General features: G+C 72.8%; 7 protein-coding genes. All 7 read right to left on the bottom strand.

Annotated features, from left to right (window positions below; translation table 11 throughout):
- Complete coding sequence (locus F9C11_RS30470) at positions 1-1,101, bottom strand: HAD-IIIC family phosphatase (RefSeq protein WP_409180793.1); 1,101 nt, start codon at positions 1,099-1,101, stop codon at positions 1-3.
- Positions 1,098-2,225 (bottom strand): acyl-CoA dehydrogenase family protein, encoded by a 1,128-nt coding sequence (locus F9C11_RS30475; protein ID WP_409180794.1) that lies wholly within the window; start codon positions 2,223-2,225, stop codon positions 1,098-1,100. Before F9C11_RS30475 ends, F9C11_RS30470 begins: the two co-directional genes overlap by 4 nt.
- Complete coding sequence (locus F9C11_RS30480; protein ID WP_409180795.1) at positions 2,218-2,496, bottom strand: acyl carrier protein; 279 nt, start codon at positions 2,494-2,496, stop codon at positions 2,218-2,220. The genes F9C11_RS30475 and F9C11_RS30480 overlap by 8 nt, the downstream gene beginning before the upstream one ends.
- Positions 2,493-3,356 carry a 3-hydroxyacyl-CoA dehydrogenase family protein gene (locus F9C11_RS30485; RefSeq protein ID WP_409180796.1) on the bottom strand — a complete coding sequence of 288 codons (864 nt, stop codon included), beginning with the start codon at positions 3,354-3,356 and terminating at the stop codon, positions 2,493-2,495. The genes F9C11_RS30480 and F9C11_RS30485 overlap by 4 nt, the downstream gene beginning before the upstream one ends.
- Positions 3,353-5,485 carry a condensation domain-containing protein gene (locus F9C11_RS30490; protein WP_409180797.1) on the bottom strand — a complete coding sequence of 711 codons (2,133 nt, stop codon included), beginning with the start codon at positions 5,483-5,485 and terminating at the stop codon, positions 3,353-3,355. The genes F9C11_RS30485 and F9C11_RS30490 overlap by 4 nt, the downstream gene beginning before the upstream one ends.
- Before the next feature lie 5 nt (positions 5,486-5,490).
- The gene (locus tag F9C11_RS30495; RefSeq protein ID WP_409180798.1) at positions 5,491-6,327 is read right to left on the bottom strand and encodes a hypothetical protein; all 837 of its coding nucleotides are present in this window, start codon (positions 6,325-6,327) and stop codon (positions 5,491-5,493) included.
- A gap of 112 nt (positions 6,328-6,439) precedes the next feature.
- Complete coding sequence (locus F9C11_RS30500; RefSeq protein WP_409180799.1) at positions 6,440-20,608, bottom strand: SDR family NAD(P)-dependent oxidoreductase; 14,169 nt, start codon at positions 20,606-20,608, stop codon at positions 6,440-6,442.
- Between the last annotated feature and the right edge of the window lie 3 nt (positions 20,609-20,611).

Raw genomic sequence — 20,611 nt, forward strand, 5'->3', positions numbered from 1 at the left:
TCAGCCTGGACGCGCCGCGGTTTCGGCGGCGACGGCCAGTTCCGGCGCGGCGAGGCTCATGGTCGTCGGGGCGTCACGCCGGTCGGCCACCAGGTGCAGGCGCTGCAGGTCGTCCGCGGCGGCTTCGCCGAGCACGGCGAGGCATTCGCAGGCGTCGGCGGTGAACCCGGCGAACCGGTAGGCGATCTCCATCATGCGGTTGCGGTCGGTGGCCCGGAAGTCGGCGACCAGATGCGCGCCCGCCCGTGCGGCCTCGTCGATCAGCCAGTTGAGCAGCACCGCGCCCGCGCCGAAAGCGACCACCCGGCAGGAGGTCGCGAGCAGCTTCAGGTGCCACAGGCCCGGATGCCGCTCCAGCAGCAGCACGCCGACCGCGCCGTGCGGGCCGAACCGGTCGGCGAGGGTGACGGTGAGCACCTCGTGGGCGGGATCGGCGAGCAGCTTCCGCAGGTCCGCGTCGGAGTAGTGCACGCCGGTCGCGTTCATCTGGCTGGTGCGCAGGGTCAGCTCCTCGACCCGGGACAGGTCGACCTCGTCGGCCCGCTTGATCGCCATCACCAGGTCGAGGCTGCGCAGGAAGTCCTCGTCCGGGCCGTTGAATGCCTCCTTCTCCGCGTCCCGGCGGAAACTGGCCTGGTACATCTCGCGCCGGCGGCGCGCGTCGACGGTGACGACCTCGGGGCTGAACTCCGGCAGCCCGGTCAGCTCGCCCGCCCGCGCGGCGTCGTAGCAACGCACGGCGTCGCTGTGGTAGTTGACCTCCGCCCGCTCGGTCGGCAGGTCGTCGATGAAGGCGATGGTGGTCAGCGCGAAGTTCAGCCGCTCCGCGATCTGCGCCACCGAATCGGACTTGCGGCCCCAGCCGATCTGCGGATGCACGAAATACTCGGCGAGGCCGAGCTTCTCCAGGTGCTTCCAGGCCAGGTCGTAGTCGTTCTTGCTGGCGATCGAGTTCAGGACGCCGCGCGAGTCGAGTTCGACGATGGTCTCCCGGATGCCCGGGAACAGCTCCACGTCCGGGTTCTCCAGCAGGGTCCCGTCCCATACGGTGTTGTCCAGGTCCCAGACCAGGCATTTGACCAAGGTCGGCTTGTCGGTCACGGAAGTTCTCCTCCCCGGTTGCGCAAGACGTGATCGGCCAGGATCAGCTTGCAGATCTCGTTGCTGCCCTCGATCAGTTCCATCAGCTTCGCGTCGCGGAACGCGCGGGCGGCGACGTGCCCGTCCCCCGCGCCCGTCGAACCGTGCAGTTGAACGGCGGCCGCGGCGGCCCGGGCCGCGTAGCCGGCGCTCGCGTGCTTGGCGAGCACCGTCAGCGCGCCGAGGTCGGGCGAGAAGCTGTCCCAGCCCTGGCTGGCGTGTTCGCAGGCGCGCAGGCTCAGCTGCTCGGCCACGTACATCTCGGCCAGGTGTTCCCGCACCAGCTGGTGTTCGGCGAGCGCCACCCCGCCCTGGCGCCGGTGCGCGACGTGCCGCGCGGCGGAGTCGAGGCAGGCCCGGATGATCCCGACGCACCCCCAGGCGATCGACATCCGGCCGTAGGACAGCGCCGTGGTGAACAGCAGCGACAGCGGCTGCTCGCCCCCGCCGAGCACCGCGGAGGCGGGGATCGCCACGTTGTCCAGGAAAACGTTCGCGTGCCCGGCGGCCCGGCACCCCATCGGATGCGGCACCGGTTCGATCCGCACGCCCGGGGCGGCGGCGGGCACCACGACCGCGGCGGCGCCGTCCCCGTCGCCGTGGCGGGCCACGACGAGCACGAAATCGGCGTAGCGGGCGCCGGTCACCCACTTCTTCTCGCCGTCGAGGACGAACCCGTCCCCTTCCGGCTTGAGCCGGGTGCGCATGGCCGCGAGATCGCTGCCCGCGCCCGGTTCGCTGAACCCGACCGCGGTCAGCTCGCCGCCGGTGAGCCGGCCGAGCAGCTCGCGGCGCTGCGCCTTGCCGCCGAAGCGCTGGACGGTCCACGCCACGATGCCCTGCGAGGTCATGATGCTGCGCAGCGAACTGCACAGCTTGCCCGCCTCGGCGGTGAACTCCCCGTTTTCGGCGCTGCTCAGGCCCCGTCCGCCGAACGCCTCCGGCGCCTGCGCGCACAGCAGGCCGCGGGAGCCGAGGTCCCGCAGCAGCCCGGCGGGCAGCTCGCCCTCGACGTCCCAGCCCGCGGCCCGGTCGCCGACGAGCTCGCCGAGGAGGGCGACCTCGTCGGCGATCTTCTCAAACATCGCCGTCCTGGAGCCGGAGCACCAGCTCGGTCATGGCCGCCACGGTGCGGAAGTTGTCCAGTTTGAGGTCCGGGCCGACGATGGCGATGCCGTAGGTCGATTCGAGGTGCACGACGAGCTGCATCGCGAACATCGAGGACACGACGCCGGACGCGAACAGGTCCTGGTCGGTCTCGACGTCGGTCTTGATGCGCTCGCTGAGGAAGCCGAGCAGTTCCTGCTGAAGGCTTTCCGCGGTGCGCGGCGTGGCGGTGGTCTCCCCGGTCGTCATGACGCGACCTTTCCGTAGTCGTAGAAGCCCCGGCCGGTTTTCCGGCCGAGGTGGCCGTCCGCCACCTTCTGCAGCAGCAGATCGCAGGGACGGCAGCTTTCGTCGCCGCGGCGCTCGTAGAGCACGTTGAGGGAATCGACCAGGTTCTCCAGGCCGATCAGGTCGCCGGTGCGCAGCGGTCCGGTGGAATGGCCGAGGCAGCCTTCGAGCAGGCCGTCGACCACCTCGACGGAGGCGACGCCCTCCTCCACCAACATCGCCGCGGTGTTGATCAGCGGGTGCAGCAGCCGGTTGATCACGAACCCGGCCGAGTCCTCGATCACCAGCGAGTCCCGGCCGAGCACCGAAAGCAGCCCGACGGCGTTGTCCAGCACCGCGGGCGCGGTGCGCGGGCCGCGGATCACCTCGACCATCTTGATCAGGTACGAGGGGTTCATGAAGTGCACGCCGACCAGTTCTTCCGGGCGCGCGGTCCACTCGGCCATCTCGTCGATCGGGATGCACGAGGTGTTGGAGATCAGCGTGGTGCCCGGGGCCACGATCCGCGAGGCCTCGGCGAGCACCTTCTCCTTCACCTCCGCCACCTCGGTGACGGCTTCGACGACGGTGGTCGCGTCCGCGATCGAGGACAGCGAGGTGCTGGTGGCCAGTTCCCCCGCCGGGCGGTCCGGCAGGACGCCCATCAGCTGGGCGTGCCGGGTCTTCTGCGCGATGGCGGCCTTCGCCGTGTCCAGAACGGACTCGTCGAGGTCCACCAGCACGACCGGGACGCCGTGGCCGAGCGCGAGTGTCGAGATGTTCGTGCCCATCACCCCGGCGCCGATGACGGCGAGGCGGTGATCTTCGTAAGCCGTGGTCATACGTTCTTCCCTGCGGTCTCGTGAGCCGATTCCTGCCTTGCTTGTGACGCGCGCACCCACGCGGCCAGCGCCGCGGGAGTCGGGTGCTCGAACACCTCGGTCAGCCCGAGGGGGGTTCCGGTGAGCTCTTCGGCCCGCTGCGCCAGCACGGCGCCGAGCAGCGAATGGCCGCCCGCTTCGAAGAAGTGGGTCCGTGCGGTGGCCTCGCCGCCGAGCAGCTCCGCCCAGATCCGCACCAGGTCCTCGACCCATTCGTCCTCGTGGCCGCCGGTTTCCGGCCGGGTCTCCCGTTCGGCGAGCAGCCGCAGCGCCTCGGTGTCCAGGCCGCCGCCGGCGGTCTCCGGCAAGGCCTCCAGCGACACCACCGGCCAGGGGATTTCCTTCGGCGCCAACGGTTTCGCCGCCACCGCGAAGACCACGACGGCGTGTTCCCCGTCGTCCGCCGGGACGGCGACCGCCGCCGCGGCGGACACGCCGGGCTCGTCCAGCAGCGCCGCTTCGAGGTCGCCGAGGTCGACCGGGCCGTGCGCGGTGTCGAATCGGCGGCCGAGCCTGCCGAGCCATTCGATCGCGCCGTCGGGCAGCCAGCGGGCCAGTTCTCCGGTGCGCGCGGGGCCGTCGCCGGTGTCCAGGCACAGTTCGCCGCGGACCCCGACGGGCAATTCCCGTCCGTCCGGAGCGACGACGGAGACCCGGCCGCCGGACAGTGCTCGTTCGCCGGGAGCCAGGGAGAGCCGTTCCTCCAGCGCGGCCGCGGCGCGGGCCGGAACGGCCGCGGGAACGGTCACGGCCACAGGTGCGCGACGGGCGCGTTCGACGGTCTCGCGGTCGGTTTCGCTCCACCCGGCGGTTTCGGCCAGCGGCCGGTCCGGCGACTGGGCGGCGGCGACCAGCAGGGCGTCCAGCCGCCGCAGCAGCGCCTCCACGTCGGCGCGGTCGAAGTTCTCGGCGGAGTACCGGAACTGGATCTCCGGGGTCGTCTGCGAGGCGACCAGTTCGAGGTCGAACTTGCTGTAGGGGTTGTCCACCCGCAGCAGCCGGGCGGAGTGCCCGGCCACGGCCAGTTCGGTGACCGGCGGGTCGGGCACGAAGTTGAACAGGTGCCGGTACAGCGCGGTCTGCCAGGTGGAGCCGATGCCGGGCAGTTCGCCGGTCAGCTCCTCCACCGAGGTGTGCGCGTGCGCCATCGCGCCGAGGAAGGCGTCCCGGACGTGCCGGACGAGCGGGCCGAACCCGGCCGCCAGATCCACCTGCATCCGGATCGGCACCACGTTCACGTGGTAGCCGATGGCGCCGCTGTTCTCGCCGCGGACGTCGACCGGGGTCCCGACCACCAGATCGGCGCCCGCGCCGTGCGCGACGAGCAGCGCGGAGTAGGCGGCCAGCAGCACCGCCGCGGCCGGGGCGCGCAGCTTTCGCTGCAACTGCCCGATCGCCGTCAGCGCTTCGCCGGAGAGCGGGTGGCGCGCGCAGCCGCCGCGCATCATCGGCCGACGCACGCGGGGCTGTCCGCACCACAGGTCGAGCGTGCCGGGGGTGAAGCCGCTCAGGTTTTCGCGCCAGTACTCGAGATCGGCGGGCCGCGGCCGGCTTTCCACGCCCGCCGCGGGACGCGCCGGGGCGGGCGGCGCCGGACGCCCGGCGACGATCGCCTCGTAGACCGGGAGGAACTCCTCGAGGAACAGAGCGGCGGAAGTCATGTCGAACGCCAGGTGGTGGACGCCGAGGCAGAACAGGTCGCCGTCCGGGAGGCGGGCGTGTCCCGCGCGGATCAGCAGATCGCCCTCCAGCGGGAACGGGCGCTCCACGAACGCGGTGAGGTCCTTTTCCAGCTCCGCGCCGGAAAGGTCGAGCGGTTCGACCGTCACCTCGGCCACCTCCGCCGAGCCGGCGGGCAGGATCTCCTTGACCAGGTCGGCGCCACCGGCGCGGAAGACCGTCCGGAGCGCTTCGGTGCGCGCCACCACCACGGCCAGCGCCTCGCGCAGCGCGTCCGGGCGCAGCCGCCCCGCCACGTGCAGGGCGAAGCCGAGGTTGTTGATCCCCGCGCCGGGGACCAGTTCCTCCATCAGCCACAATGCTTTTTCTTTGTTGGTGGTCGCGGTCGTCGCGGTCGTCGTGGCGGCCATCGCGCTCAGAACCCGGAGTGGTCTCGAAGCGCCCGCGCGGTGTCGTCGGCGCGCAGCAGGTCGGCGTGGCTGACTTCGAGGCGGACCCGCTGGTCGATCAGCTTGGCCGCGTTGACCGCGGTGGGCGAGCCGTTTTCTTCCAGCGCCGCGAAATCGGTCGAGGTGAGCGCGAGCGAGCGGCCCCACGCGGAGGCGGGGTCGATGCCCTCGGCGGCGGTGAGCCACGCCATGTAGGTCTCGAAGAACCGGACGACCTCTTCGCCGCGTTCCGGTGCGAGACCGACCTTGCGGAACGCGCCGGTGGCCACCTCGCGGTAGAGCGCGACGATCTCGTCGGTGGCGTCGGCGAGCGCGATCCCCGGCGTGGTCACGATTTCGGCGGCTCGCAGCCGGGCCTGGCTCGCTTCGTCCGCGGTGAGCACCGGGCCGCCGAGCGCGATCAGCTTGTCGATCTCCACCGCCAGCAGCTGCTTGTCGGTGACTTGCCCGTCGAACAGCACCACGGCCGGTTCGGCGCTCTGCCGCCGGGCGATCCGCTCGGCGATCTCCGCCGCGTAGACGCCGCCGAGGCAGTAGCCGAGCACCGCGACCACCTCGCGGCCGCTCAACTGCTCGTCGCCAGTCCAGTAGTCCAGATAGGTGTCCGGGCCGGGCCGGTCGGCGAGGGTCACCGCGGGCAGCTTCGTCTGGAGCACGCCGTGCGCGGACCACGCGGAGCCCATCGCCGCGGTCAGATCCGCGAATCCCGCCTCGGGGCGGCCGGGCGCGGGGAAATCGACGGCGAGGACGACGGAGTTCGACGTGGGGGCGGAGAGCACGCTCCACGATTCTTCGTTGTGCACTGGCAGATCCCATCATCGAAGTCGGACGGCCAAGTTCCCCGCGCTCGCGGACGGCGAGCGCGCGCGGCGATTTCCCGGCACCGCCCGGGAAAAGGCGGCCCCGCGCTTTCGCCTACCCCGCCGAACCGGCGGGGTCGTGCAGTTCCTTCGCCAGGAAGTCCGCGATGGCTTCCGGCAGGTAGTTGTCGTAGACGAAACCCTCGGGCAGCTTAAGACCAGTGCGCGCGTCGAACCTCTCGCGCAGTTGAACGGCCGACATCGACGTCGCGCCCAGATCGAAGATGTCCGTGCTCGGCCCGACCTCGTCGACCGACTCGTAGCCGAGCACGCCGGCGATCTCCTCGCGGACCAGTCCGAGCAGCGCTTCCCGGCGCTCCGCCTCGGTTTTCCCCGCCAGCAGCGGCAGCCACTGCCGTTCCGCCGCGGTTTCCCCGCCTGGCGCGGCGCCGGCGCCGCGCCAGGCGACAATCCGTTCCAGCGCCGCGGAAAGCGGCATTTCGGCACTCAACTGCCCGGCCGCGCCGAGCACTTCGGACAGTGCCGTCAGGTCTCCGCCGTCGAGTGCGGCCCAGAACTCGCGTTCCCCCGGAACCTGCTTGTGCACCGCGGGCGGGGCAGGCCAGAACCGGTTGCGCTGGAACGCATACGTCGGCAGGTCCACCCGCCGCCCGCCGCCGAGCAGCGCGGTCCAGTCCACCGCGGCGCCCTGGACGTGCACCGCGGAAAGCGCGGTCAGCAACGCGCTCAGGCCGGGCTCCGCGCCGGACAGCGCGGCGGTGACCGTGGCCTCCGGTTCCGCCGGGCTCAGCCGCTCGGCGCCGAACTCCACGTACTCGCCGAACCCGCCGAGGTCTTCCACCTTGAGAACCGGGACGCTTCCCGCACGCCGTTCCGCCGCGGTTTCCTCGACGAGCGACGCCGCCGCTTCGGCCAGGGTCAGCTCCCCCGCCACCGTCGCGGCCGCGAGTTCGCCGATCCCTTGCCCGGCGACAGCTGCCGGGCGCACGCCCGCCGAACGCCACAGCTCGGCCAGCGAAACCTGCACGGCCCAAAGGACTTCCGGCCGGTCCGAGCCGGTGCGCACCGCTTCGTCCAGCTCGGCGGACAGCGCCCGCGCGCACTCGGCGATGCTCGCCGCGAAGGCGGGCGATTCGTCGATCAGCTCGGCCAGCGGCCCGAATCCCTTGCCGGGGAAGACGAACACCGTCTTGCGGTCGGTCGCGGCACCCGTCAGCACCGCAGGCGACGGGGTGCCGCCGGCGAGCGCGGACAGCCCGGCGAGCAGGCCGTCGCGGTCGCGGCCGACGACGACGGCGCGGTGGCCGAAGACCGTTCTGGTGCGAGCCAAGGAGAAACCGACGTCGACCAGGTCAGCGTCCGGCCGGTCGAGCAAGTGCGCCCGCAGCCGCGCGGCCTGTGCCCGCACCGCTTCCCCGGTCCGCGCGGACAGCGCCCACGGCACCGCCGCCGGGGCGCCGGAGCGCTCCGGCGGTTCGGCCGCGGCCGCGGCTTCCTCCACGATCACGTGCGCGTTGGTGCCGCTGATCCCGAACGAGGACACCCCGGCTCGCCGGGGCCGTCCGTCCGAGGGCCAGGACACCGGTTCGGTGAGCAGCCGCACCTCGCCCGCCGACCAGTCGACGTGCGGCGAGGGCTCGTCCGCGTGCAGGGTCCGCGGGAGGCGCTGGTTCCGGAGGGCGAGCACCATCTTGATCACCCCGGCCACGCCCGCGGCCGCCTGCGTGTGCCCGATGTTGGACTTCACCGAGCCCAGCCACAGCGGCCGCTCCGCCGGGCGATGCTGCCCGTAGGTCTCGATCAGCGCTTGCGCCTCGATGGGATCGCCCAGCGAGGTGCCGGTGCCGTGCGCCTCCACAGCGTCCACTTCGGACGCAGTGAGGCGCGCGTTCGCCAGCGCCGCCTGGATGACCCGTTGCTGCGCCGGGCCGTTCGGCGCGGTGAGGCCGTTGGAGGCGCCGTCCTGGTTGGTCGCGCTGCCCCGGACGACCGCGAGCACGGGATGCCCCGCGCGGCGCGCGTCCGACAGCCGTTCCAGGACGAGCAGCCCCGCGCCCTCGGCGAATCCGGTGCCGTCCGCGCCCGCCGCGAAGGCCTTGCACCGGCCGTCCGGCGCCAGCCCGCGCTGGCGGGAGAACTCGACGAACGTGCCCGGCGTGGCCATGATCGTGACCCCGCCGGCCAGCGCCATCGAACATTCGCCGCTGCGCAGTGCCTGCGCGGCCAGGTGCAGGGCCACCAGCGCGGAGGAGCACGCGGTGTCCACGGTCATCGTGGAGCCCTCGAGGCCCAGCGTGTAGGCCAGCCGTCCGGAAAGGATGCTCGTGGCGATGCCGGTCATCAGGTGGCCTTCGAGGTCGGCGCTGCCCTCCTCGGCGAGCACGCTCTGCTCGTAGCCGGAGGGGTAGCCGCCCACGAACGCCCCGGTCCGGCTGCCGCGCAACGAGACCGGGTCGATCCCGGCCCGTTCGAACGCCTCCCAGGACAGTTCCAGCAGCAGGCGCTGCTGCGGGTCCATCGCCAGCGCCTCGCGCGGGCTGATCCCGAAGAACGCGGCGTCGAAGCCGCTGGCGTCGGAGAGGAAGCCGCCCGCCTGGGTGTAGGAGGTGCCGGTGTGCGCGGCGTCCGCGTCGTACAGGCCGCCGAGATCCCAGCCGCGGTCGGAGGGGAACGCCGAGATGACGTCCTCGCCGCCGTCCAGCAGCCGCCAGAACTCCTCCGGGCTGTCGACCCCGCCGGGGAACCGGCAGCTCATCCCGACGATGGCGATGGGCTCGTGGCCGGCGGTCCCGCCGGCGCCGGCCGGCGCGGCCGGGCCCGCGGAGACCCCGCCGAGCTGTTCGGCGAGCCGCACCGCGAGCGCGGTCGGGTTCGGGTAGTCGAAGACCAGGGTCGCGGGCAGCCGCAGGCCGGTGGCGGTGCTGAGCCGGTTGCGCAGCTGCACCGCGGTCAGCGAGGTGAAGCCCAGGTCGGTGAACGCCCGTCCCGGATCGACCGCTTCGCCGGTCGCGTGCCCGAGCGTCGCGGCGACGTGGGTCCGCACCAGGCCGAGCAGCACCTCGTGCCCGTCCTGTGCGGACAGCGCGGCGAGCTGCTCGCGCAGCGAATCCGCGCCCGCCGAGCCGGACGAAGCGCTCCGGCGGGCCGGGCCGCCGAGCAACGCCCGCCACAACGGCGCGACCTCGCCGCCGCGGGCCGCCTGGGTCCGCATCCGGCCGAGATCGAGACGCACGGGCACCAGGACGGCCTCGGCCCGGTCGAGCGCGTCGTCGAACAACGCCAGGCCCTCGTCGGCGCTGAGCGCGCCGCCCTCGCGGGCCATCTTGGCGCGCTGGGCGTCGGTGAGCGTGCTGGTCAGGCCGCTGACCTCGGCCCACATGCCCCAGGCGAGGGACGTGGCGGGCAGGCCGGCCGCGCGCCGGTCGGCGGCGAGGGCGTCGAGGAAAGCGTTGGCGGCCACGTAGTTGCCCTGCCCGGCCACGCCGAAGGCGGCCGCGGCCGAGGAGAACAGCACGAAGCGCGCGAGGTTCCGGTCTCGGGTGAGTTCGTGCAGGTGCCAGGCGGCGAACGCCTTGGGCCGCAGCACGGTGTCCACCCGGGACTCGGTGAGCGAAGTGATCGTCGCGTCGTCGAGCACACCGGCGGTGTGCACCACGGAGGCCAGCTCCGGGATCGCGGCGACCACGGTGGCCAGTCCGGCCCGGTCCGCCGCGTCGCAGGCGAGGACGGCCACTCCGGCGCCACGTTCGGCCAGGTCGGCGGCCAGTGCGGCCGCTCCCGCGGCCGCGGGACCGGACCGGCTGGTGAGCACCACCGCGTCGGCCTGTCCGGTGGCCGCCAGATGCCGGGCGACGAGCGAGCCGAGGGTTCCGGTGCCGCCGGTCACCAAGGCGGCGCCCGCGACCGGCGGGTGCGCCGCCGCTTGCCGGGCGCCGCTCGGACGGACGAGCCGCCGCGCGTAGGCGAGCCGGCCCCGGACCGCCAGTTCCGGTTCCCCGCTGTCCACAATGGACGGCAGGAGCGCGGCGGCGGCGCCGTCGGCCAGGTCGGCCAGCACTGCCCGGCCGGGGTTTTCCGCCTGTGCGGACCGCACCAGTCCCCACGCCGCGGAACCGGCCAGATCGCCGATCCGCTCGCCGGGCTCGACGGCCTGGCTCCGCCGGGTCAGGAGCACCAGCCGCGTCCGCTCCAGCCGTTCCTCCGCCAGCCACGACTGGAGCAGGTTCAGCGTGTCCACCGTGGCCTGGCGCGCCGCCTCGGCTGGGTCGGCTGGGTCTTTGCCGCCGACGCAGACCAGCACCACGTCGGGAGTGTTCTCCGCCGCGATCAGCGCGGGCAGGTCCGCGAAGGACCGCAGCGCGAGCGTGTCGGCGAGGCAGAACCGGTCGGCCCCGAGAAGAGCCCAGTCCCCGGCGAGCGCGGGCGCTTCGCCGATCGCGGACCACTCCACCGCGAACAACGCGTCCGCCGCGCCGGGTCCGGCGACGGTCAGCTGATCCGTCGCGAGCGGGCGGGTGATCAGCGAGTCGACCGTGAGCACCGCGGCCCCGGCCGGGTCGGCAGCCGTCACGGTCAGCGCGCCGGAGCGGTCCCGGCGCAACCGCGCCCGGAGCGCCGACGCCCCGCTGGCGTGCAGCCGCACTCCCGTCCACGCGAACGGCAGGCGCACCTCGCCGGATTCGGCGGTGCCGGTCAGCGCGCTGGCGTGCAGCACCGCGTCGAGCAGCGCGGGGTGCAGGCCGAACGCTTCCGCGTCGAGCCCGTCGGGGAGCGCGACCTCGGCGAAGACATCCTCACCGCGACGCCAGACCGCGCGCAGGCCGCGGAAGGCCGGGCCGTAGCCGTACGGGCCTTCGTCGGCGTACATCCCGTCGATGTCCACTGCAGTGGCCTCGCGGGGCGGCCAGACGGCCAGCTCGGGGTCCCGGGTCTCCGCGGTCGTCGCCGCGGCGACCGTGCCGCTGGCGTGTTGAGTCCAGTCCTCGCCCGCGTCGTCGCGGCGCGCGAACACCTCGACGGTCCGACGCCCGTCCTCCGCGGCGCCCAGCACCACCTGGACCTGCACGCCGCCTTCGGCCGGGATAACCAGCGGAGACTGCAAAGTCAGCTCTTCCAGCAGGCCGCAGCCCACCTGGTCGCCGGCCAACACCGCCAGTTCCACGAACGCCGTGCCCGGCAACAGAAGCACCCCGTGCACGACGTGGTCGGCCAGCCACGGATGCGTGCGCACCGACAACCGGCCAGTGCACACCAGGCCCGCGCCGCCGGCCAGTTCCACCGCCGCGCCCAGCAAGGGATGATCCACGGCGGCCAAGCCCAGCGAGACCGCGTCACCGGCGCGGCCGCCACTGGGCTTCGGCCAGTACCGCACGTGGCCGAACGCATAGGTCGGCAGGTCCACGTGGGTGCCCGACGGCAGCACCGCCGCCCAGTCCACCGGCGCACCGTGCACGAAAGCTTCCCCGAACGAGGTCAGCAACCGCGCCGCACCGCCGTCGTCCCGGCGGAGCGTGCCGCACACGACGCCCGGCGCCGCGCCCGGGCCCGCGGCGGCGACCACCTCGTCCAGGGTGTCCGTCATCGCGCCGAGCAGCACCGGGTGCGGAGTGACCTCGATGAACATCCGGTGCCCGTCGCCCGCGACGGTCCGGATCGCCCGGTCGAACATCACCGGCGCACGCAAGCTCTCGTACCAGTACCCGGCGTCCAGCTCCTCGCCGGTCAGGGTTTCTCCGGACATCGCCGACACCATCGGCACCCGGCCCGTGCGCGGCTCGATCCCCGCCAGCACCGCGCGGATCTCCGCTTCCAGGCTCTCCACCTGCGCACAATGCGAGGCGTAATCCACCGCCACCATCCGCGCCCGGATGCTTTCAGCGTCCAATTCGGACTTCAACTCCGCCAACGCCTCCGGCTCACCCGACACCACCACCGCAGCCGGACCATTCACAGCCGCCAGCGAGAGTCGATCATCCCACCGGCTCAGCCGTTCCTCAACCTCAGAGGCAGCGGCACTCACCGACAACATGCCGCCCAAGCCCGCCAACGCCTTCAACGACTTCGACCGCAGCGCAACAACCTTCGCACCGTCCTCAATGGACAACATCCCGGCAACCGTCGCCGCCGCGATCTCGCCCTGCGAATGCCCGACCACCACGTCCGGCCGCACCCCAGCCGCTTCCCAGACGGCGGCAAGGGAAACCATCACCGCCCACAACGCAGGCTGCACCCGATCCGCCGAGGTCAGCTCCTCGGCGAGCACCTCCGACAACGTCCAGTCCACAAAGGACTCCAACGCCGCCTCGCACTCCGCCAACCGCGCCGCGAACACCGCACTCGACCGCGCGAGTTCCTCGCCCATGCCAAGCCACTGCGAACCCTGACCGGCGAAGACGAACACCGGGCGCACGTCGTCGCGGGCCACTCCGGCGGACGTCGAGCCGGACGGGACGCCGTCGGCGAGGTCGCGCAGGCCCGCGCGCAGAGCGGCCTGGTCGCCGACGACGACGGCGCGATGTTCGAACGCGGACCGGGCGGTGGCCAGCGACCAGGCCACGTCGGCCGGAGACAGCTCTGGCCGGTCGAGCACCCAGCCGTGCAGCCGCTCGGCCTGGCGCGCCAGGCCGTCCGCCGTCCGCCCGGAAACCAGCCAAGCGCCGATTCCGCCGGATTCGACCGCCGTGGACGGCGGGACCGCCTCGGTCTCGGCGTCGTCCGCGGCGGGGGCCTCCTCGACCAGGACGTGCGCGTTGGTGCCGCTGATGCCGAACGAGGAAACACCGGCGCGGCGCACCCGGTCGCCGGAAGGCCACGGAGCCGGGGCGTCCAGAAGCCGGACCGCGCCGGACTCCCAGTCCACATGCGGCGAAGGCTCTTCGACGTGCAGCGTGCGCGGAATCTCCTGATGCTGCAACGCCAGCACCATCTTGATCACGCCCGCCACGCCAGCCGCCGCTTGGGTGTGGCCGATGTTCGACTTCACCGAACCCAGCCACAGCGGACGATCCCGATCCCGGCCATACGTCGCCAGCAACGCCTGCGCCTCGATCGGATCGCCCAGCGTCGTCCCGGTGCCGTGTGCCTCCACCACGTCCACCTCGGACGCCGAAACACCCGCATTCGCCAACGCCGCACGAATAACGCGCTGCTGCGAAGGACCATTCGGCGCCGTCAGACCGTTCGACGCGCCATCCTGGTTCACCGCGCTGCCAGCCACCACGGCCAGCACTTGATGCCCGTTGCGCCGCGCGTCCGAAAGCCGCTCCACCACCACGACGCCCGCGCCCTCGGCGAAGCCCATGCCGTCGGCTTCCGCGGAGAACGCCTTGCACCGGCCGTCCGCCGCCAAACCGCGCTGCTGGCTGAACCCGACGATGCCGTCCGGGGTGGCGATGACCGTCGAGCCGCCGGCGAGGGCCAGCGAGCACTCCCCCGCCCGGATCGCCTGGACCGCGAGGTGCAGCGCGACCAGCGACGACGAGCACGCGGTGTCCACGGTGATCGCCGGGCCTTCGAGGCCGAGCGTGTAGGAGATCCGGCCGGACAGCACGCTGGTGGCGAAACCGGTGGTCGCGTGGCCTTCGCTGCCCTCCGCGCCCGCGCCGAGGGTCATCCCGTAGCCGGAAGCGAAGCCGCCGACGAACACGCCGGTCTGGCTGCCGCGCAGCGAACCGGGGTCGATCCCGGCCCGCTCGATCGCCTCCCAGGAGACTTCGAGCAGCTGCCGCTGCTGCGGGTCCATGGCGAGCGCCTCGTGCGGGCTGATGCCGAAGAAGCCCGCGTCGAAGCCGGCGGCGTCGGCCATGAAGCCGCCGGACTGGGTGTAGAGGGTGCCCACGCTGTCCGGGTCGGGGTCGTAGACCGTCTCCCACCCGCGGTCGTCCGGGAACCCGGCGACCGCGTCGGTCCCGGTGCGCAGCAGCCGCCAGAACGATTCGGGGTCGGTGACGTCGCCGGGATACCGGCAGGCCATGCCGACGATCGCGATCGGCTCGCCGGTGGCCGCCGCGGCGTGCGTCGCCACCGAGCGCACCGGCGCCGCGGAGCCGTCCGCCAGCAACGAGGCGAGGCGCCCGGCCAGCACGAGCAGGGTCGGGTAGTCGAAGACGAGGGTGGCGGGCAGCCGCAGCCCGGTGGCGGCGTTCAGCCGGTTCCGCAGTTCGACCGCGGTCAGCGAGTCGAAGCCCAGCTCGGTGAAGACCCGGTTCGCGCCGATCGCCTCAGGGGATCGGTGGCCGAGCACCGCCGCCACGTGGGTGCGCACCAGATCGACGAGGGCGCGTTCCCGGTCCGGACCGGACAGTCCGGCCAGCCGCTGCCGCAACGAACCGGCGCCGGCCTCCGACGCCGCCGTCCGACGACCGGGCCTGGCGGTGATCAATGCCCGCCACACCGGCGGGACTTCGCCGCCCTTGGCTGCCTGCGCCCGCAATCCGGCGACGTTCAGCAGCGCGGGCACGAGGACCGCTTCGTCGCGCGACACCGCGCGGTCGAACAGCGCGAGACCGTCCTGCGCGCTCAGCGCCGCCACGCCGCCCCGGTTGATCCGGGACCGTTCCGCGTCGCTGAGCTGCCCGGTCAGAGCGCTGGTCTCGGCCCACATCCCCCACGCCAGCGAGGTTCCCGGCAGCCCCGCCGCCCGGCGGTCCGCCGCGAGACCGTCCAAAAAGGAGTTCGCCGCGACGTAGTTCCCCTGCCCCGCCGCGCCGAACGTCGACGCCGCCGAGGAGAACAGCACGAACTCGTCCAGCTCCCGGTCCAGCGTCAGCTCGTGCAAATTCCACGCACCGTCCACTTTGGGCCGCATCACCGTCGACACGCGCTCGGACGTCAGCGACGCGATCGTCGCGTCGTCCAGCACACCCGCCGTGTGCACCACGGTCTTCAGCAACGGCACCCCACGCAGCACAGTGGCGAGATCCTCGCGCTCCGCAGCGTCACAAGCGACCACACGCACCGCCGCGCCCAACGACGCCAACTCCGCCGCCAGCACGGCGACGTCCGGCGCACCCGGACCGGAACGACCGATCAGCACCACCTCGTCCGCACGCCCGGTCGACGCCAAGTGCCGGGCCACCAAACCGCCCAACGTCCCGGTGCCGCCGGTGATCAACGCCGAACGGGAGGCCGACCCCGCCGCCGAAGCCGCCGGAATGGTGAAGACCATCTTGCCGGTGTGCTTGGCCTGCGACATGAACCGGAACGCCTCCCGCGCCCGCCGCACGTCCCACACCCGCACCGGCAACTTCGCCAGCACGCCCGAGGCCATCAGCTCGACCACCCGCACCAGCATCTCGTGCAGGCCCTCCGGCCCGGCCTCCGCCAGATCGAACGGCCGGTACACCACTCCGGCGGGAATGCTCGCCGGGTCCCGCACATCGGTCCGGCCCATCTCCACGAACGAACCGCCTCGCGGCAGCAACCGCAGCGACGCATCCACCAACTCGCCCGCCAGCGAGTTCACCACGATGTCCATACCATGACCATCAGTCGCAGCAAGGAAATCCCGCTCGAACTCAACACCGCGCGACGTAGAAATATGATCCGCGTCCAGACCCAACCCAGCCAGCACACCATGCTTCGCCGGGCTGGCCGTCGCGAAAACCTCCAACCCCAGATGCCGCGCGATCCGCACCGCCGCCATCCCCACGCCGCCCGCGGCCGCATGCACCAGCACCCGCTGCCCAGGCCGCGCACCCGCCAACTCGACCAGCGCGTACCAAGCCGTCAGGAACGCCACCGGCACCGAACCGGCGTCCACTTCGGACCAGCTGTCCGGGATGCCGACGAGATGGCGCGCGTCGGCGATCACCTCCGGGCCGAAACCGCCGGAGACGATGCCCAGCACCCGGTCGCCCACCGCGAACCCGGTCACCCCGGGCCCGACCTCCAGCACCCGGCCCGCGACCTCGCCGCCCAGCACCCCTCCGCCGGGATACATCCCCAACGCGATCAGCACGTCCCGGAAATTCAGGCCCGCGACCCGCACGCCCACCCGGACCTGGCCCGGCTCCAACGCCGCGTCGGCCACCGGAGCCAGCACGAGCCCGTCGAGGGACCCGTTCTCGTCCGGCTCCAGCCGCCACAACCCCTCCGGCACCGCGAGATCACCGGACGGACGCGTCAACCGCCGCCCCAACACGACACCGCCGCGAACAGCCACCTCCGGCTCGCCACTGTCCACAACGGACGCGAGCCGCGCGAGGCCCGCGTCGTCGAGGACGTCGGCCAGCACCAGCCGTCCGGGGTTCTCCGACTGGGCCGACCGCACGAGACCCCAGACCGCGGCCCCGGCCAGATCGCGCACCCGCTCACCGGGCACCGGCGCCACCGCGCCGCGGGTCAGCACGACCAGGCGCGCCGCTTCGAGCCGTTCGTCGGCCAGCCACCGCTGGACCACGTCGAGCACTTCGGCGGTCGCCCGCCTCGCGGATGCGGGCGGGTCGGCGTCCCCGGCGCCGCCGGCGCAGACCACCAGCACGCCCGGCACCGTCTCAGCCAGCGCGGAAAGGTCCGGAACGGACTCGGCCGGAAGGACCTCGGCGACGCCGAACCGGTCCTCCCCCACGACTGCCCAAGCCTCGTCGGCGGGAGCCGTCTCGCCGATCTCCGCCCACTCCACCGCGAACAGCGCGTCCCGCACCACCGGGTCGGCGACGCTCACCTGGTCCGCCGCCACCGGACGGGTGCGCAACGACCCCACCGAAACGACGGTCGCGCCGGTGACGTCCGCCGCCACGAACGACAGCGAGCCGCTCGCGTCCCGGCGCAGCCGCGCGCGCAGCACGGACGCACCGCCCGCGAACAGCTCCACTCCGGTCCAGGCAAACGGAAGCCGTACCTCGCCGGAGACCTCCGCGTCGGGGCCGCCGGCGAACACGCTGGCCTGGAGGACCGCGTCGAGCAACGCGGGATGCAGGCCGAACGTGCCCGCCTGCTCGACCATGCTCTCGGGCAACGACACTTCGGCGAAGACGTCGTCGCCGCGCCGCCAGACTCCGCGCACGCCCTGGAAAGCCGGGCCGTACTGGTAGGACGCGTCGGCCAGAGCCTCGTAGAGGCCGTCGACCTCGACGCGAGTGGCGTTCCGCGGCGGCCAGGAGGCCAGTTCCTCGTCGTGGGTTTCGCCCGGCCCGGCGGGGGCCACCGTGCCGCTGGCGTGCTGGGTCCAGCCTTCGCCCGCGTCGTCGCGGCGGGCGAACACCTCGACCGCGCGCCGTCCGTCCTGGCCCGCCTCGGACACGATGACCTGCACCTGCACGCCCTGCTCGGCGGGCACCGCCAGCGGCGCGTGCAAGGTCAGTTCTTCCAGCACGCCGCAGCCCGCCTGCTCCCCGGCCCGCAGGAGCATCTCCACGAAACCGGTGCCAGGCAACAGGATCACGCCGCCGACGCGGTGATCGGCCAGCCACGGATGAGTGCGGACCGACAGCCGGCCGGTGCAGACCAAACCGGCGCCGCCGGCGAGTTCCACCGCCGCGCCGAGCAAGGGGTGGCCGACCGCGCCCAGGCCCAGCGACACGGCGTCGCCGCCCGGCGCCGGCGCGGCCTCCGACGGCCAGAACCGCACCCGCTGGAACGCATACGTCGGCAGTTCCACCCGGTTCCCGGACGGCAGCACCCGCGTCCAGTCCACCGCGACCCCGTGCACGAAAGCCTCGGCGAAGGAAGCGAGCATCCGCGCGCTGCCGCCGTCGTCGCGGCGCAGCGTGCCGCACACCGCGGCGGTGTCGCCCAGGGTGTCGTTCATCGCGCCCAGCAGCACCGGATGCGGGGTCACCTCGAGGAAGACATTGTGCCCCTGCTCGGCGAGGAGGCGCACCGCGCGTTCAAAGTCGACCGGCGCGCGCAGGCTCTCGTACCAATACCCGGCGTCCAGCTCCTCGCCGGTCAGGGTTTCTCCGGACATCGCCGACACCATCGGCACCCGGCCCCGCCGCGGCTCGATTCCCGCCAGCACCGCGCGGATCTCCGCTTCAAGGCGCTCCACCTGGGCGCAATGCGACGCGTAATCCACCGCCACCATCCGCGCCCGGACACCCTCAGCGTCCAATTCGGACTTCAGCTCCGCCAACGCCTCCGGCTCACCCGAAACGACCACCGCAGCCGGACCGTTCACCGCAGCCAACGCCAGCTTCTCGCCCCACTTGGCGATCCGCTCTTCCACCACATCGGCCGCCGCGCTCACCGACAGCATGCCGCCCAGACCCGCCAGGGCTTTCAACGACTTCGACCGCAGCGCAACAACCCGCGCACCGTCCTCAAGGGACAGCATCCCGGCAACGGTCGCCGCCGCGATCTCACCCTGCGAATGCCCGACCACCGCCCGCGGCGAAACCCCCGCCGCTTCCCACACCGCGGCCAACGACACCATCACCGCCCACAACGCAGGCTGCACGACGTCCGCCGACTCCAGCTCGCCTTCGAGCACCTCGGACAGCTTCCAGTCCACAAAGGACTCCAAAGCCCGCTCGCACTCCGTCAGCCGCGCCGCGAACACCGCACTCGACCGCGCAAGCTCCTGCCCCATCCCGACCCACTGCGAACCCTGACCGGCGAACACGAACACCGGACGCACCCCGGTCCGCGCGGCCCCGGTCACCACCGAGCCCGACGGCGAACCCGCCGCCAGGTCGCTCAACCCCGACGCGAACTCGCCCGTCACCACCGCGCGATGCTCGAACACCGACCGGGTCGTCGCCAACGACCAGCCCACGTCCGCCGGAGACAGCTCCGGCCGCGCGAGCACCCACTCGCGCAGCTGGTCCGCTTGCCCGGCAAGGCCTTCCGGCGTCCGCCCGGACAGCACCCACGCGGCGCCCGCTCCGGTGCCGAGCACCGGCTCCGGCCGTTCGACCGGCGCGGGAGGCGCGGCGGGCGCTTCCTCCAGGATGACGTGCGCGTTGGTGCCGCTCAGCCCGAACGACGAAACCCCGCCCCGGCGAGGACGTCCGCCCGCGGGCCACGGCGTGCGCTCGGTCAGCAACCGGACGTGGCCTTCGGTCCAGTCCACGTGCGGCGAGGGCTTTTCCGCGTGCAGGGTCTTCGGCAGTTCGCCGTGCTGCAGCGCGAGCACCAGCTTGATCACCCCGGCGATCCCGGCGGCCTGCTGGGTGTGCCCGATGTTGGACTTCACCGAGCCCAGCAGCAGCGGCCGGTCTTCCGGCCGGTCCTGGCCGTAGGTGGCCAGCAGGGCCTGAGCCTCGATCGGGTCGCCGAGCGTGGTGCCGGTGCCGTGCGCCTCGACCACGTCCACGTCGGCGGACGAGAGGTGCGCCCCGGCCAGCGCGGCCTTGATCACCCGCTGCTGCGAAGGCCCGTTCGGCGCGGTCATGCCGTTGGACGCGCCGTCCTGGTTCATCGCGCTGCTGCGAAGGACGGCCAGCACCCGGTGCCCGGCGCGCTGGGCGTCGGACAGCCGTTCCACGAGCACCATCCCGGCGCCCTCGGCCATGCCCATGCCGTCCGCGTCCGCGGAGAACGCCTTGCAGCGGCCGTCCTCGGCGAGACCGCGCTGCCGGGAGAAGCCGACGAACCCGCTCGGCGAGGCCATCACGGTGACCCCGCCCGCCAGCGCCATCGAGCATTCCCCCGACCGCACCGCCTGCGCCGCCAGATGCAGCGCGACCAGCGAAGAAGAACAAGCCGTGTCGATGGAAACCGCCGGCCCCTGCAAGCCGAGCAGGTAGGAGATCCGGCCGGACATGACGCTGGCCGCGCCGCCGGTCATCAGGTGCCAGGCCAGTCCCTCGGAGGTCTGCAGCGAGGGATGCGTGACGTAGTCCCCCGGCGCGACGCCGATGAACACGCCGGTCCGCGAACCGCGCAGCGCGGCCGGATCGACCCCGGCGGCCTCCAGCGCTTCCCACGAGATCTCCAGCAGCAGCCGCTGCTGCGGGTCCATCGCCAGCGCCTCGCGCGGGCTGATCCCGAAGAACTCGGCGTCGAAGCTCGCCGCGTCCCGCAGGAACCCGCCTTCGACCACATAGGACGTTCCCGGGTTGTCCGGGTCCGGGTCGTAGACGCCCTCGGCGTCCCAGCCGCGGTCGGTCGGGAAGCCCGAGATCGCGTCGCCGCCGGAGGACAGCAGCTCCCAGAACTCGGCGGGAGTGCGCACCCCGCCGGGATAGCGGCAGCCCATGCCGACGATGGCCAGCGGCTCGGAAGCCGCCGAGACGAGTTCCCGGTTGCGCGCCTTCAGCCGCTCGGTCTCCTTGACCGAGGCCCGCAGCGCTTCCAGGAGCTTGTCAGCCTTCTCGCTCATCGC

Source organism: Amycolatopsis sp. VS8301801F10, from assembly GCF_046195355.1.
Classification (GTDB): Bacteria; Actinomycetota; Actinomycetes; order Mycobacteriales; family Pseudonocardiaceae; genus Amycolatopsis.

Coding starts and splice junctions, on each gene's coding strand:
- F9C11_RS30490 (WP_409180797.1), bottom strand. CDS start 5,485: ATGGCCGCCACGACGACCGCGACGACCGCGACCACCAACAAAGAAAAA.
- F9C11_RS30480 (WP_409180795.1), bottom strand. CDS start 2,496: ATGACGACCGGGGAGACCACCGCCACGCCGCGCACCGCGGAAAGCCTT.
- F9C11_RS30485 (WP_409180796.1), bottom strand. CDS start 3,356: ATGACCACGGCTTACGAAGATCACCGCCTCGCCGTCATCGGCGCCGGG.
- F9C11_RS30500 (WP_409180799.1), bottom strand. CDS start 20,608: ATGAGCGAGAAGGCTGACAAGCTCCTGGAAGCGCTGCGGGCCTCGGTC.
- F9C11_RS30475 (WP_409180794.1), bottom strand. CDS start 2,225: ATGTTTGAGAAGATCGCCGACGAGGTCGCCCTCCTCGGCGAGCTCGTC.